This window comes from Devosia equisanguinis (genome assembly GCF_900631955.1).
Classification (GTDB): domain Bacteria; phylum Pseudomonadota; class Alphaproteobacteria; order Rhizobiales; family Devosiaceae; genus Devosia; species Devosia equisanguinis.
Map to the genome: position 1 here is coordinate 17,871 of NZ_UZWD01000028.1, position 14,495 is coordinate 32,365.

12 protein-coding genes are annotated in these 14,495 nt (G+C 61.5%); 11 read left to right on the forward strand and 1 reads right to left on the reverse strand.

Annotated elements, in window-relative coordinates; all coding sequences use genetic code 11:
* Nucleotides 1-27 precede the first annotated feature (27 nt).
* From DEVEQU_RS11285 to DEVEQU_RS11320, 8 genes are all read left to right on the forward strand, one after another.
* Complete coding sequence (locus DEVEQU_RS11285) at nt 28-957, forward strand: ArsR/SmtB family transcription factor (protein WP_126150686.1); 930 nt, start codon at nt 28-30, stop codon at nt 955-957.
* A 164-nt stretch (nt 958-1,121) separates the two neighbouring features.
* A complete protein-coding gene (gene arfA, locus DEVEQU_RS11290; protein WP_126150687.1) occupies nt 1,122-2,633 on the forward strand; it encodes an arabinosylfuranosidase ArfA in 1,512 nt (503 codons plus the stop codon).
* Between the two features lie 294 nt (nt 2,634-2,927).
* On the forward strand, nt 2,928-4,844 hold the full coding sequence (locus DEVEQU_RS11295; RefSeq protein WP_206437832.1) for an ABC transporter substrate-binding protein: 1,917 nt from the start codon (nt 2,928-2,930) through the stop codon (nt 4,842-4,844).
* Between the two features lie 344 nt (nt 4,845-5,188).
* The gene (locus DEVEQU_RS11300; RefSeq protein ID WP_126150688.1) at nt 5,189-6,193 is read left to right on the forward strand and encodes an ABC transporter permease; all 1,005 of its coding nucleotides are present in this window, start codon (nt 5,189-5,191) and stop codon (nt 6,191-6,193) included.
* Nucleotides 6,194-6,199: 6 nt separating this feature from the next.
* On the forward strand, nt 6,200-7,057 hold the full coding sequence (locus DEVEQU_RS11305; protein ID WP_126150689.1) for an ABC transporter permease: 858 nt from the start codon (nt 6,200-6,202) through the stop codon (nt 7,055-7,057).
* A 3-nt stretch (nt 7,058-7,060) separates the two neighbouring features.
* A complete protein-coding gene (locus DEVEQU_RS11310) occupies nt 7,061-8,101 on the forward strand; it encodes an ABC transporter ATP-binding protein (protein WP_126150690.1) in 1,041 nt (346 codons plus the stop codon).
* Nucleotides 8,098-9,018, forward strand: coding sequence for an ABC transporter ATP-binding protein (locus DEVEQU_RS11315; RefSeq protein WP_126150691.1), 921 nt, complete (start codon nt 8,098-8,100; stop codon nt 9,016-9,018). The genes DEVEQU_RS11310 and DEVEQU_RS11315 overlap by 4 nt, the downstream gene beginning before the upstream one ends.
* 104 nt (nt 9,019-9,122) lie before the next feature.
* Nucleotides 9,123-10,064: a family 43 glycosylhydrolase gene (locus tag DEVEQU_RS11320; protein WP_126150692.1), complete on the forward strand. Its 942-nt coding sequence runs from the start codon at nt 9,123-9,125 to the stop codon at nt 10,062-10,064.
* 6 nt (nt 10,065-10,070) lie between these two features.
* Here the strand turns inward: DEVEQU_RS11320 and DEVEQU_RS11325 are convergent, their stop codons facing one another.
* The gene (locus tag DEVEQU_RS11325; RefSeq protein WP_126150693.1) at nt 10,071-10,877 is read right to left on the reverse strand and encodes an alpha/beta hydrolase; all 807 of its coding nucleotides are present in this window, start codon (nt 10,875-10,877) and stop codon (nt 10,071-10,073) included.
* 164 nt (nt 10,878-11,041) lie between these two features.
* On the opposite strand from DEVEQU_RS11325, the gene DEVEQU_RS11330 reads away from it, so the two are divergent.
* The 3 genes from DEVEQU_RS11330 (at nt 11,042) to DEVEQU_RS11340 (ending at nt 14,475) form a co-directional block, all read left to right on the forward strand.
* Complete coding sequence (locus DEVEQU_RS11330; protein ID WP_126150694.1) at nt 11,042-11,632, forward strand: ANTAR domain-containing response regulator; 591 nt, start codon at nt 11,042-11,044, stop codon at nt 11,630-11,632.
* 9 nt (nt 11,633-11,641) lie between these two features.
* The gene (locus DEVEQU_RS11335) at nt 11,642-12,847 is read left to right on the forward strand and encodes a CmpA/NrtA family ABC transporter substrate-binding protein (RefSeq protein WP_126150695.1); all 1,206 of its coding nucleotides are present in this window, start codon (nt 11,642-11,644) and stop codon (nt 12,845-12,847) included.
* 335 nt (nt 12,848-13,182) lie between these two features.
* Nucleotides 13,183-14,475 (forward strand): CmpA/NrtA family ABC transporter substrate-binding protein, encoded by a 1,293-nt coding sequence (locus tag DEVEQU_RS11340; RefSeq protein WP_126150696.1) that lies wholly within the window; start codon nt 13,183-13,185, stop codon nt 14,473-14,475.
* Nucleotides 14,476-14,495: the final 20 nt, after the last annotated feature.

The window sequence follows — 14,495 nt, forward strand, 5'->3', positions numbered from 1 at the left end:
TCTTCATTGGGTGTCGTTAGTCGCAGCATGAGCCGCAATTTCCTTGTCGTAGACCCCGAAGAGGACCTAGACGTTCTCAAGGGCCTGGCCTCCGCAATTCGTGTCAAAATACTGAAATTGCTGCATATCGAGGGGCCGCTCAATGGCAATGACATTGCCGAGCGCCTGAGCCTGCCGCAATCGACCGTGTCGACCAACCTGCAGATTCTGGAAAATGCCGGCCTGATCCGCACCGAAACGCAGAAGGCGCGCAAGGGCAACCAGAAGATCTGCCACTCCACCTTTGACGAGGTGCTGGTGATGTTCAAGGAAGACATCGGCCAGCTGCGCTCCAACACGATCGAAGTGGCGATGCCGCTGGGGCTCTATACCAGCTGCGATGTCTCCGCCCCCTGCGGGCTGTGCTCGACCGAGGGGATTATCGGCCTGCTGGATGTGCCGGACACCTTTCTCGATCCGGAACGGATGAAAACAGGCCTGATCTGGTTCACGCGCGGCTATGTGGAATACCAGTTCCCCAACAATGCCAAGCTGGCGCAGAACACCATTGAAAGCATGGAGTTTTCGCTGGAACTGAGCTCGGAAGTGCCGGGCACCTCGGCCGACTGGCCCAGCGATATTACGCTTTCCGTCAACGGCACGGAGATCGGCACCTGGCTCTCGACCGGGGATTTCGGCGACAAGCGCGGCGTCTATACGCCGGACTGGTGGAAGCTCAAGGGCAGCCAATATGGCAAGCTCAAGAGCTGGCGCGTGACCGCGAACGGCACCTTCATCGATGGCATGAAGATTTCGCCGGTATCGCTGGCCGATCTGGACCTGGCCAACCACCATTCGATCCGGCTGCGCATTGCGGTCAAGGAGGATGCCAAGCATCCGGGCGGCATCAATATTTTCGGCCGCGGCTTCGGCAATTACGACCAGGATATCCTGCTGCGCCTGCATGTCGCGGGCTGAGATCGGCCGGCATTGCCGGGGTCTCGGCTGCACGCCCCTGCCCTCGTGGCGGCACCGAAAAAGCCACACAAAAATCATACAAATGACGCTTGCAAGCGCAACGTGGCGCCGCTAAAACCGCTTAGCTGATACAAATCAGAAAAACGGAATTAGTGGAGGACACGGTGAAAGCGTCCGTTATCGCGAACAAGGACTATACGATCTCGAAAATCGACGACCGTGTCTATGGGGCTTTTCTCGAGCATCTCGGCCGTGCCGTTTACGAAGGTATTTACGAGCCGGACCATCCGAGCGCCGACAAGGACGGCATGCGCGGCGACGTGGCCGAGCTGGTGAAAAAGCTCAACGTGCCGGTGGTGCGCTATCCGGGCGGCAATTTCGTGTCGGCCTATAACTGGGAAGACGGCATCGGCCCGCGTGAGGAGCGCCCGACCCGCCTGGACCTGGCCTGGCATACCTCGGAAAGCAACGCCGTGGGCGTGCATGAATTCGCCGACTGGTGCGCGACTGTGGGCACCGAAATGATGCTGGCGGTCAATCTCGGTTCGCGCGGCGTCGACGATGCGCGCAATTTCCTTGAATATGTGAACCATCCGGGCGGCTCCTATTGGAGCGACCTGCGCATCAAGAACGGCCGCAAGGAGCCGTGGAACGTCAAGATGTGGTGCCTCGGCAACGAGATGGACGGCCCCTGGCAGGTTGGCCACAAGGATGCCGACGAATATGGCAAGCTGGCCGCCAACACCGCCCGTGCCATGCGCATGTTCGACAAGAGCCTCGAGCTGATCGTCTGCGGCTCCTCGCATATGGACATGCCCAGCTTCCCGGATTGGGAACGCATCGTGCTCGAGCACACCTATGATCACGTCGATCATATCAGCCTGCACATGTACTTCGCCAACCGCGACGACAATACGCCGAACTATCTGGGCCTCAGCCACAAGCTGGAGCGCTATATCGACACCGTCGCGGCCACCATCAAGCAGGTGAAGGCCAAAAAGAAGAGCAAGAAGGACATCTATATTTCCTTCGACGAGTGGAACGTCTGGTACCACTCCAACCAGCAGGACCGCAAAATCCTCGATGGCAATGACGGCTGGCCGCATGCGCCGGGCCTGCTCGAGGACATCTACAATTTCGAAGACGTTTTGATGGTGGGGCTGATCCTCAACACTTTCATCCGCCGCTCGGATGTGGTGAAGATCGCCTGTATCGCCCAGTTGGTGAACGTGATCGCGCCGATCATGACCGAAAAGGGCGGCCCGGCCTGGGCGCAGACCATCTACTATCCATACTACTTCGCCTCGGTCTATGGTCGCGGCACGGCGCTGCAGCTGGTGACATCGTCACCCTGCTATGAAACTACCCATGCCGCCGACACCCCCTTTGTCGACATCTCGGGCGTGCATAACGAGGACGAGGGTGTTTTGACCTTCTTCCTGGTCAACCGCCACACCAGCGAGAGCATCGAGACAGAAGTGAGTCTGCAGGGCTTTGCCGGCGGCACTGTGATCGATCACCAGGTGATGACGCATCCGAACCTAAAGGCCGTGAACACCGCCAAGAAGCAGGATGAAGTCGCGCCGAAGAAGGGCGAAGGCGCCCGCATTGCCGACGGCAAGTTCAGCGTCGCCCTGCCGCCCTATTCCTACCAGATGGTGCGCGTGAAGATCTGAGGCCCGGCTCAGGCAGAGTGAAATGGCTGTCCGCCTCGTGCGGGCTGGACAGCCATGAGGGCGCGGTCACAGAGGCGCGAGGGGGAAATGACAGACCTCCGCGCGCCTCGACCAAAGGCTTGAAAACAAAGGGCGCATCCCTCGGGATGCGCCCTTTTATATTTTATATCATAGATTTGGATTTATATCACAACCTCCATTGACAACCTGAATGGGGAGGTTAAGTATGACTTATGGTGCAGGCCCTGAGCCCGCCGCAAACGCGCAACAAGCGCGTCAACTGGGAGGACATCGATGGATAGACGCAGTTTTCTGATCGGCACGACGGCCGTCGGCGCAATCATGGTGGCGGGCAATGGCCTGGCCATGGCGCAGGAGGGTTCGGCGCCCGACCTCACCCAATTCCCCCGCAACGAAACCGTTATCGTCCACAATCCGGAAGGCGTGATCCGCAATCCGGGCTGGTTCAATCTGTGGGCAGTGGGCGCCGGCAATGGCATCTCCAACGGCACCCACAACCTGACCACCGACACGCTGTGGTTCATCGACCCCGATGCCGGTGTGGAAGGCGCGAGCGAGAACGCCATCTACAATTCGCTGGCCGACGACCTCTGGGAATATAATGCCGACTTCTCGGAAATGACCGTGAAGCTCAAGCAGGGCATTTTCTGGAGCGATGGCGTCGAGTTCACTGCCGACGACGTGGTGTTCACGGTCGAAAAGCAGGCTGCGACCCCCGGCACGCCCTATAACGGCGCCTTCTCCAACCAGGTCGCCGAAGTCACCGCCCCCGACAAATATACGGTGCACTTCAAGCTCAAGGCGCCGAATTCGCGTTTCCACGCCCTGTTCTGCGTGCGCTGGACCGCCGCCTGGATCATGCCCAAGCATGTCTATGAGAATGTCGACATTCTCACCTACGAGGCCAATCCGCCCGTCTCCATCGGCCCCTACACGCTGCATTCGTTCGACCCGAACGGCACTTGGTATGTGTGGCAGAAGCGCGAGGACTGGCAGCGCACGGCCATGGGCATGATTGCCGAGCCCAAGCCGAAATACATCATCTATCGCAACAACATCACCACGGATAACCGCCTGATCGAGATCCGCAACGGCAATCTCGACATGGTGCACGACCTGACGCCGGAAGGCACGTTCTCGGTGGTGCAGCAGGACCCGCAGATCCAGGGCTGGTTCCCGGGCTTCCCCTATGCCCATCCCGATCCGACGCTGGTGATGGCGATCTTCAACCACCAGAACCCGAAATTCCAGGACAAGCGCGTGCGCTGGGCCCTGGCGCTGATGCTCGATGCGCGCTCCATGTCGATGGCGTCCTATCGCGGCGCGGCGACGCTCTCGGCCATTTCGGTGCCCCCGACCGGCACGCATCCGCGCGACTATCATGCGCCGCTGCAGGAGTTCATGATCAATTACGAGATCGATACGGGCACCAGCAAGGTGAAGCCCTACGATCCCAATATCGGCACGCAGATCGCCGACATGGTGCGCCCGCAATTCGGCGACGCCGTGCCGACCGACGAAACGGCGGTGCGCAACGCCTTCGGCTATGGCTGGTGGAAGCAGAATATCCAGGCCGCAGAAGAACTGCTGACCTCGGCCGGCTTCACCAAGAACGGCAACAAGTGGATGATGCCGGACGGCGCTCCGTTCGACTTCACCGTGATGGTGCCGCAGGAAGGCGTGGTCAATCGTCTGGGCGTGATCATCGCCCAGACCTGGGCCCAGAACGGCATCGGCGCTTCGGCCATGGTGGATGCCACCACCTGGGATCGCCAGCGCGTCGGCGACTATGAAGTCAATATCGCCTGGGCCGTGGAAACCTGGGGCGGTCACCCCGACCTCAGCTTCTTCATGGACAGCTACCACTCGGCCTATGTCGCCGAGCCGGGACAGTCGCAGCCGGATCGCAACTGGATGCGCTGGAAGGATCCGCGCCTCGACGAGATCATCGAAGCCATCCGCAAGGTGGACTTCAACGACCCCAAGGGGATCGAGCTGGGCCACGACTTCATCAAGCTGCATCTCGAAGAGATGCCGAATATCCCGATCATGGCCTATAACGTGTTCTCCATTCAGTCGAACAAGTACTGGACCGGCTGGCCGAACGCTGAGAACAACTATGCCAACCCGGTCACCAACTGGTCGAACGGTCGGTATATCTTCACCCAGATCGCCCCGGCGGCGAGCTAAGCTCCTCCCTGGTGGCCCGGCACAGTCCGGGCCGCTCCCGCGGGGGCGCGGGAAACTGCGCCCCCGACGTTTTTCCCCAGATGAGCGAGCCCCAGAACAAAGGCCTGCCCCCTCCCCCATGCGGAGCCGGGTGCGGCGCCGGAACAAAAAGCCTTCTGCGACGGGATCGGCGCATCGAACTGTGTTCGAGGGCCCGCCCCACTCCCGATGCTCCGGCGGAGCAAAGGGGCAGAGGCCGACAAGATGCCCCACACCCCGGATTTCCCGCCAAGCGTGAAAATCCTGCCCTGACCTGTTGGCGGGGTGCGCGGTGGATGGCGGCGCAAGGACGTTGAGGAGTCCGAATGCGAAGTTATCTCCTGTTTGCCGGAAAACGGCTGCTGCAATTGTTTGCCGTGATCTTCTTCGGCGTGTCGGGGATGTTCTTCATCACCTATCTGTCGCCCATCGATCCGGTGGAGCAGGTGCTGGGGCGGCTGTCGTCACGTTCGAACCTGTCGCCGGAATCCATCGCCTCGACGCGCGAAGCCCTGCAGGCGATGTTCGGCACCGACCAGCCTGTGTTCCAGCAATATCTGAGCTACTGGACGCGCATAGTGCGTGGTGACCTCGGCGCGTCGCTGATGGCATTTCCGACGCCGGCCATGGAACTGGTTATGCGTAGTCTGCCCTGGACCATGGGGCTGATGATTTCAGCGACGATGATCACCTTCGTTGTCGGTAACATCATGGGCGGCCTCGCGGGCTACTTTCAGGACAACCGCTTCCTCAAAGCCTTTGGCGTCATAGCCATGGCTTTGCAACCGATCCCCTACTACATCGTGGCCTTCATCATCCTCATCATCTTCGGCTTCCTCTGGCCGGTACTGCCGATCTCGGGCGGCTTTTCGATGGAGGTAAGGCCGGGCCTTACACCGCAATTCATCTTCTCGGTGTTGCAGCACTCACTACTGCCGGCGCTGTCGCTGGTTCTGGTAGGCTTGGGCGGCTGGTTCATCGGCATGCGGGCGCTGGTCTCCAATATCGTGACCGAAGACTATGTGACCTATGCCGAGCTGGCCGGGGTCAAGCGCCGCACCATTGTGGGCGGCTATGTGATGCGCAATGCGATGGTGCCGCAGGTGATGGCGCTGGCCATCGTCATCGGCCAGGTGTTTTCGGGCACCATCATCATCGAGCAGGTGTTCAACTATCCAGGCCTGGGCTCGCTCCTGGTCGATGCGGTGAACTATGGCGATTATTCCACGGTGATGGCGGTGGCGACGATCTCCGTCGTGGCGGTGGCCTCGGCCATCTTCATCGTCGACCTGCTGCACCCCCTTCTCGATCCACGCGTGCGGGCGGAGTAAGAGACCATGTTTGCCGTCTTCCGCGACCTCATTCGCTATAATGTGGAATTCGCCATCGGCCTGGTGCTGGTGGGTCTGGTGGTCATCTTCGCAGCCGCCAGCTATTTCGCGCCGGTGGATCCTTCACTGATCTACACCACCATTCCCGACCAGCCGCCTTCGGCCCAATTCTGGTTCGGCACCAATTCGCGTGGCCAGGACCTGTTCTGGCAGCTGTCCGAGGCGTTCAAGAACAGCCTGATCTTCGGCCTGACCGTGGCCTTTCTCAGCCGCATCATCTCCATCGCGGTGGGCCTGACCGCCGGCTATGTCGGGGGCTGGGTGGACCGGGTGCTGATGTTCATCACCGACATTTTCGTGTCGGTGCCGATCTTCCCGATCCTGGTGCTGCTGTATTTCGTGCTGCGCAACAATATGGACAGCACCACCATGGCGCTGATCCTGGCCTGTTTCGGCTGGCCATTCGACGCGCGCCTCATCCGCTCCATCGCGGTGGGCCTCAAGCATCGCGAATTCACCCGTCACGCAGTGTTCGCCGGCATGAGCACCCGCAAGGTGCTGATGGAAGAGCACCTGCCCTATGTCATGCCCATCGTGTTTTCGACCTTCATGAACAATATGCTGTGGTCGATCGGGCTTGAGGTGACGCTGGCGGTGCTCGGCTTTACCAATATCAACACCCCCACCATCGGCACGGTGCTCTACTGGGCCAACAGCCACTCCGCCATGGTGGTGGGCACCTGGTGGTGGATCGTCATCCCGGTAATCCTGATCGTCATCACCTTTGTCGGACTGTTCCTGCTCGCCATGTCCATGAATGAATATATCGACCCGCGCAGCCGCCTGCGCCGCATGGGAGCCTGAGCCATGAGCCGTGACAGCAAGGAAGACGTGCTCAAGGTCGAAGGTCTCAAGGCCTACTACCAGATGAACTATTTCGGCGTGAGCCGAGAGGTGCGGGCCGTCGATGGCATCACCATGAACATCAAGAAGGGCGAGGTCTATGGCATTGCCGGGGAAAGCTCCTCGGGCAAGACCAGCTTCATCAAGGTGCTGGCCGCCGCCATTCGTCCGCCCCTGCGGGTGGTCGATGGCACGGTGAAGTACAATTTCAAGAGCGGCCCGATCGACGTCGCCCATGCCAGCCCCGCCCAGATCGAGGCGGTGCGCTGGAAGAACCTCAGCTATATCATGCAGGGGTCGATGAGCGTGCTCAACCCGGTGCGCAAAATTGGCAAGACTTTCCACGATTTCGCGGCGCGGCCGCTGGGTCTGTCGGGCAAGGCGTTCGAAGCGCGGGTCTTAGGCCATCTGGAACGGCTGAAGCTGCCGGCCGAGGTGCTGAATGCCTATCCGCATGAACTGTCGGGCGGCATGCGGCAGCGCGTGACCATCGGGCTGGCGACGGTGTGCCACCCCGAATTCATCATTGCCGACGAGCCGACCACGGCGCTCGACGTGGTGGTGCAAAAGGAAGTGCTAAGCCTGATCCGCGACATTCAGGCGGAGATGAATTCCTCGGTGGTGTTCGTGACCCATGACATGAGCGTGCACGCCAATGTCGCCGACCGCGTAGGCATCATCTATGCCGGGCGGCTGGTGGAGGAAGGCCCGACGCGGCAGATGTTCTTTACCCCCAAGCATCCCTATACCGCCCATCTGGTGGCCAGCCTGCCGCGCATCGGCGATACCCAGCAGCGCCCGGCCCTTGAAGGCCGCCCGCCCAATCTGGCCGATCCCCCGAGTGGCTGTCGCTTCCATCCGCGCTGCCCGCTGGCGGTGGATAAATGCAAGCAGGAGGCGCCGCCCATGGAAGTGGTGGCACCGGACCAGCGCAGCGCCTGCTGGCGCTGGCAGGACGTCAAGCCGTTGGTCGGCGCGGCCAAACCGGCAGGAGTGATGGCATGAGCACGCTGCTCGATATTCGTGACGTCTCCAAGAGCTTCCGCATGGGGGGCCTGTTCGGTCGCAAGACCGTCAACGCGGTGATGGATGCCAGCTTTTCGCTGTCGATGGAGAACCCGGAAATATTCACCGTCATCGGTGAATCCGGTTCCGGCAAGACGACGCTGGCCCGGATGATCCTGGGCTTGGAAGACCCCACGGAAGGCGAAATCCTGTTCAGGGGACAGAAGGTGGATCGCAAGGCCGGACGGGCCGAGCGGCTCAAATTCATGGCCAATGTGCAACCGGTATTCCAGAATCCGTTCGAGGCGTTCAATCCGCTGAAAAAGATCGAGCGCTATCTGGAGTCGACCGCGCGGCGGTTTCTCGACACCTCCGACAAGGCGGTGATCGACCGCGCCATGGACGAGGCTTTGCAGAAGGTGGGGCTGAGCCTCAAGGAAGTGCGGGGGCGCTTTCCGCACGAGATGAGCGGCGGGCAATTGCAGCGCGCCGCCATTGCGCGGGCGCTGATCCCCAATCCGCCGCTGCTGGTGGCGGACGAGCCGGTGTCGATGGTGGATGCGAGCCTGCGCATGAGCATCGTCAATCTGCTCAAGAGCCTGCGCGACGATCTCAAGGTGTCGGTGATCTACATCACCCACGACTTAGCAACGGCCTATTACATTTCCAACCGGCTGATCATCATGCAGCGCGGGCGGATCGTGGAAATGGGCGATGCGCGCACCGTGCTCGACAACCCTCAGCACCCCTATTCGCGGCTGCTCAAGGCCAGCGTGCTCTCGACCGACGATGCCGGCGACGGCAAGCTCAAGACCGATCCGGAAATGGTGAGGCTGGCCGCAGAGTCGGTGGGCCGGGAGGGGCGGCTGGTGGACAGGCCGGATGGGCGCAGCGTTCGGATCTACGAGGGCGCTTAGGGGTGTTGTCGTCGGGCCGTGCCGACCAGAAATGGCCCTCGGATCAAGTCCGAGGGCGGCGCGGCGTATGCGAGAATATCGGACAGAAGTTTTTGGAGTTTGAAATGAGTGCACCGATTTTTCGCGATCCGATCCAGGATGGCGCGGCGGACCCGGTGGTGGTGCGCAAGGAAGGCACCGGTGAATACTGGATGTTCTACACCAATCGCCGGGCACAGATGGACGAGCCGGGTTTCGGCTGGATCCATGGCTCGCCGATCGGGATTGCGGTGTCCAGCGATGGCGGCGCCAGCTGGCACTATCGCGGTACAGTGAAGGGGCTGGATGCGCCCGGAGATGACGGACTCAACACCCATTGGGCGCCGGAGATCATCTGGGCCGAGGGGCAGTATCACATGTTCCTCAGCTATATCACCGGCACGCCGACGCATTGGAAGGTGCCGCGCACCATCACCCATTTCACCAGTCCCGATCTCGAAAACTGGACGCGGGTGGGGCCGCTAAAGCTCTCGAGCGGCAATTGCATCGACGCCTGCGTGTTCAAGAGCCCGGATGGGCTGTGGCGCATGTGGTACAAGGACGAAGGCCAGGGATCGAGCACCTGGAGCGCCACCAGCACCGACTTGATGGACTGGACGCTGGAGGGACTGGTCTTGCCCGGCTCGCCGGATGCGCCGCCGCATGAGGGGCCGAACGTGTTCGAACTGGGCGGCTATTACTGGCTGATCACCGACGAATGGCGCGGCCAGGCTGCCTATCGTTCCGACGATACCATCAACTGGACCCGGCAGGGGTTGATCGGCACCGAGCCCGGCAGCGATCCTATGGACAAAAAGTTCGTTCGCCATGCCGATGTGGTGGTCAATGGTGACCATGCGGCGATCTATTATTTCACCCATTGTCTCTGGGACGAAGTGAGCCAGGCCGCTGGTCCACCCGATATTGCCGCGCGGGCCACGGCCATCCACCATGCGAGACTGACCGTAGTGGACGGCAAACTGGTTTTCGAACGCGACGTACCGGCGGATCTGGCGCTGCTGGCCTGAGGCAGTTCAGTCGAGGTATTGCGAAAGGAAAGCGGCGACATCTGGGAGGACCGGCGCGAGATGTCGTGCCGGTCGGCTGAGGACCAGAAGCGTTTGCGGGTGCCCCAATTGCGGGTAATGGCGCTCTTCGACCGAATTGCCCATGACGCGCAGGCGATTGGCCAGCGCGACGGTGTTGCGGGGCAGGACCAGATTGTCCTTGTCACCTGTGCCCAGCAGCATGGGCGGCGCCTTGCGGGTCACATGCACTATGGGCTGGGTATCTTCCGGGTTGCTGACTCCACCGAAGACGCGCCGCGAGATCGGCCCGTCGAATGGAAAAAAATCGTAGGGACCGGATAGGCCGACCACGCAGGCAATGCCGGCGGGCGACGCCAGCCGGCTTGCATAGGCCGGATGGAGCGCCAGCATGGTGGCATTATAGGCGCCGGCCGAGTGCCCCATGAGCGCCAGACGCGCGGGGTCGCCGCCATAGGTGGCGATGTTGGTTGCGACCCAGTCGAGCGCCGCGACGCCATCCTCGAGAAACACCGGATATTCGATGTCGGGCACGAGGCGGTAGTCGGCGATGACGGTGACATAGCCGAGCGCGGCAATGGCCCGACCGGCGAAATCGTAATTGGTTCGATCGCCGTCGCTCCATGAGCCGCCATAGATGAAAAACACCACGGGACGCGGGCCGACCGACATGCGAGGCGCATAAATATCGAGCCGCTGGCGGGGATGGCTGCCATAGGCGATGCCGCGCGCAAGCTCGCGCGAGCCTGCATCCTTGGGGACGAGGAGGTTGAACAGCTGAAGTAAAGACGGCAAGACAACGCCCCCGGAAACACGCGAGCAGCTACGTGCGCTGATGCCAAATTGTTTCGTCTATAGGGCGACAGCGTGGCGAAAAGAACTAGCGCAGGCGTAAAATGGCTAGTGATTGCGCAGGTTCTTGTCTTGCATAATGATTGTGCATCTCATACCCGTAGGCCATGACGTATGCCGCCCTTTCCATCCTGGTCATTGACGAAAACCGCATCCGGGCTTCGATCATCGAAGATGGATTGCGCGAGGCGGGCCACCACAAGGTGGCGGTGATCCATGACGTCAACGAAGTCGCGCGGACCATCCAGCAATCGGCACCCGACGTGATCATCATCGACCTGGAAAATCCCAAGCGCGACACGCTGGAACACTTCTTTTCATTGAGCCGCGCCGTGCAACGCCCGATCGCCATGTTTGTCGATCGCTCGGACGGCGCGATGATCGAAAAAGCGGTGGAGGCGGGGGTGTCGGCCTATGTCGTGGACGGGCTGCGCAAGGAGCGCGTCAAGTCGATCATGGACATGGCGATATCGAGGTTCAACGCCTTTTCGCGCCTGACGCGGGAGCTGGAAGAAGCGCGCAGCGCGCTGGAAGAACGCAAGATCGTCGACCAGGCCAAGGGCATCTTGATGAAAACACGTGGCCTGAGCGAGCCGGACGCCTATGCGCTGCTGCGCTCCACCGCCATGAACCAGAACCGACGCATCGTCGATATCGCGCAGAGCCTGATCACCGCCGCCAGCCTGCTCGGCCCCTAGGAAATGCTCATGTCTCGTCCGCTGCTCACCGCCGGCTTCCTCCCCCTGCTCGACAGCCTGCTTCTGGTTCTGGCCCACGAAATGGGGTTTGCCGATGAGGAGGGGTTCGACCTGGCGCTGACGCGCGAAACCTCATGGGCGAACATTCGCGACCGCGCGGCGCTCGGGCATTTCGACATTGCACTGATGCTGGCGCCGATGCCATTGGCGGCCAATCTGGGACTGACGCCGCTCGCCAGCAGGATGATCGCCCCGGTCATGGCCGGGCTGGGCAACAATGCCATCACCGTCAGCGCTTCGCTATGGCAGGACATGGCCGCAGCGGGCGCTCCGGGCAACCTCGAGGCCGGACCGGCGGGCACGGCACTTGCCAAAGTGATTGGCACTTCGCCGCGCAAGCTGCGCTTTGGCGTGGTGCACCAGACGTCGTCGCATAATTACGAACTGCGCTACTGGCTGGCCGCGAGCGGCATAAAGCCAGACCAGGACGTCGAGATCGTGGTACTGCCACCCCCTCTCCTACCTGAGGCACTCGGCGCCGGCGGGCTCGACGGCTATTGTGTCGGCGAGCCCTGGAACAGTGTCGGCGTGTCGCGGCATGGCGGCCGGATCGCCACGACCAAGGCCTCGATCTGGCAGTGGAGCCCGGACAAGCTGATCGGCATGCGGGCCGACTGGGCCGAGCGGAACCCAGACACCGTCGCGGCTATCATTCGCGCCATCTACAAGGCGGCGCTTTGGGCGCAGGCGCCGGGCAATCGCCTTGCGGCGGCCGATATCATGGCGCGCCCGGCCTATCTCGACCTGCCCACAGAGATCGTGGCCCGAGCCCTGACCGGGCAGATCGATGGTGGAGCGCAGCTTGTTTCCATCCCCGACTACTTCATCCCGCATGCAGGCGCGGCCAACTTCCCCTGGAAGAGCCATGCGCTCTGGTACTACAGCCAGATGGTGCGCTGGGGCGAAGTGGATTTCAGCGCGGCGAAAGCCGCCATCGCCGCCGACACCTTCCGGCCAGATCTCTATCGGGCCGCGCTGTTACCGCTGGGGATTGCCGTGCCGGCGGAGGACTATCGTCGGGATGGCGACCAGGCCGTTGCGCACCCGGTTGCGGCGCTGAACGGGGACCTGCAACTGGGGCCGAACCTGTTTTTCGACGGCCAGATTTTTGATCCTGCCGCACTCGAGGACTACATTACGCGCCAATCGCCGTGATGGCCTGCACGTGAATTCACCAAATTCAACATGCGCATATATTTTGTGCATGATGCTGCCAGAGTGAGCCGCGGCTGCGTTAAAGGCGTAGAGGTCACATACGCCGCCCGACAGCCTATACCATTGTAATCAATATAATTTCTGCTCCCGCCAGGATTTGGCACGCTTCGTGCAATGCTATTGGCGAATGAGCTCCTCCCAAGACGCTCTTCGGTGTCGACGTCCAGCGTTGGGCGTCCAAAGGCAAGGCTGCCAACAGGTTCGACCGGTTCACACCGGCTCGTATCCCGTTGGCAGCCTTTTTGTTTTGTCGCTCGGTGCAACTGGAGAATGCGATGACCCTGACGACGACTACCCGCCGATCCTTCCTCAAAGGCGCTTCGGCCACGGCTGCGACCCTGCTGGCGGCGAAGACGCTGTTTCCTGCCGGTGCCTTCGCGCAGGGGACGGGCCCTGAAGTGTCCGGTACCAAGCTCGGCTATATCGCACTCACCGATTCCGCGCCGCTGATCATCGCCAAGGAAAAGGGCCTGTTCGACAAGCATGGCCTGCCCGACATGGCCGTCGAAAAGCAGGCCAGCTGGGGCGCGACGCGTGACAACATGGCGCTCGGTTCAGCCAATGGCGGCATCGATGGGGGCCATATCCTGCGGCCGAAGGTGCATCTCTACTCGTCCGGCGCGGTGATGCAGAACAATCAGAAGCTGCCGATGTACACACTGCTCAACCTCAACGAGGACTGCCAGGGCCTGTCGGTGGCGCAGGAATATGCCGAGACCGGCGTGGGCCTCGATTCCAGCCCGCTCAAGGAGGCTTTTGCCGCAAAGCGGGCGGCGGGTGGCGACCCCTCGGTTGCCATGACCTTCCCGGGTGGCACGCATGATCTGTGGATGCGCTACTGGCTGGCGGCCGGCGGCATCGTGCCCAATGTCGATGTCAATGTCATCGTGGTGCCGCCGCCGCAGATGGTGGCCAATATGAAGGTCGGCACCATGGACGCGTTCTGCGTGGGCGAGCCGTGGAACGAACAGCTGGTCAATCAGGGCATTGGCTTCACCGCCGCCACGACGGGCGAGCTCTGGTTCAACCATCCCGAGAAAGTGCTGGGCATGCGCGCGGACTGGGTCGACGCCAATCCGCAGGCAACAAAGGCGATCCTGATGGCGGTGATGGAAGCCCAGCAATGGTGCGAGGCCATGGAAAACAAGCAGGAGATGGCGGAGATCATCGGTCGACGCCAATGGTATAACGTGCCCGTGGCCGACATTATCGGGCGCATCAAGGGTGACATCAATTACGGCAATGGCCGGGTCGAAACCGGCACCAATCTCTACATGAAATTCTGGGGCGAAGGCGGCGCCGCGTCCTATCCCTGGAAGAGCCTCGACACCTGGTTCATGACCGAAAATATCCGCTGGGGCTATTTCCCCGCCGATACGGATGTGAAGGCGCTGGTGGACCAGACCAACCGCTCCGACCTCTGGCTGGAGGCCGCCAGCGAACTCGGGGCCTCCGGGCTGCCATCGGGCGATAGCCGTGGCACCGAAACCTTCTTCGACGGCAAGGTCTTCGATCCCGCCGATCCGCAAGCCTATCTCGACAGTCTCGACATCAAGACGCTGGCGTGACGCCCTGACCGGCGCTGCGG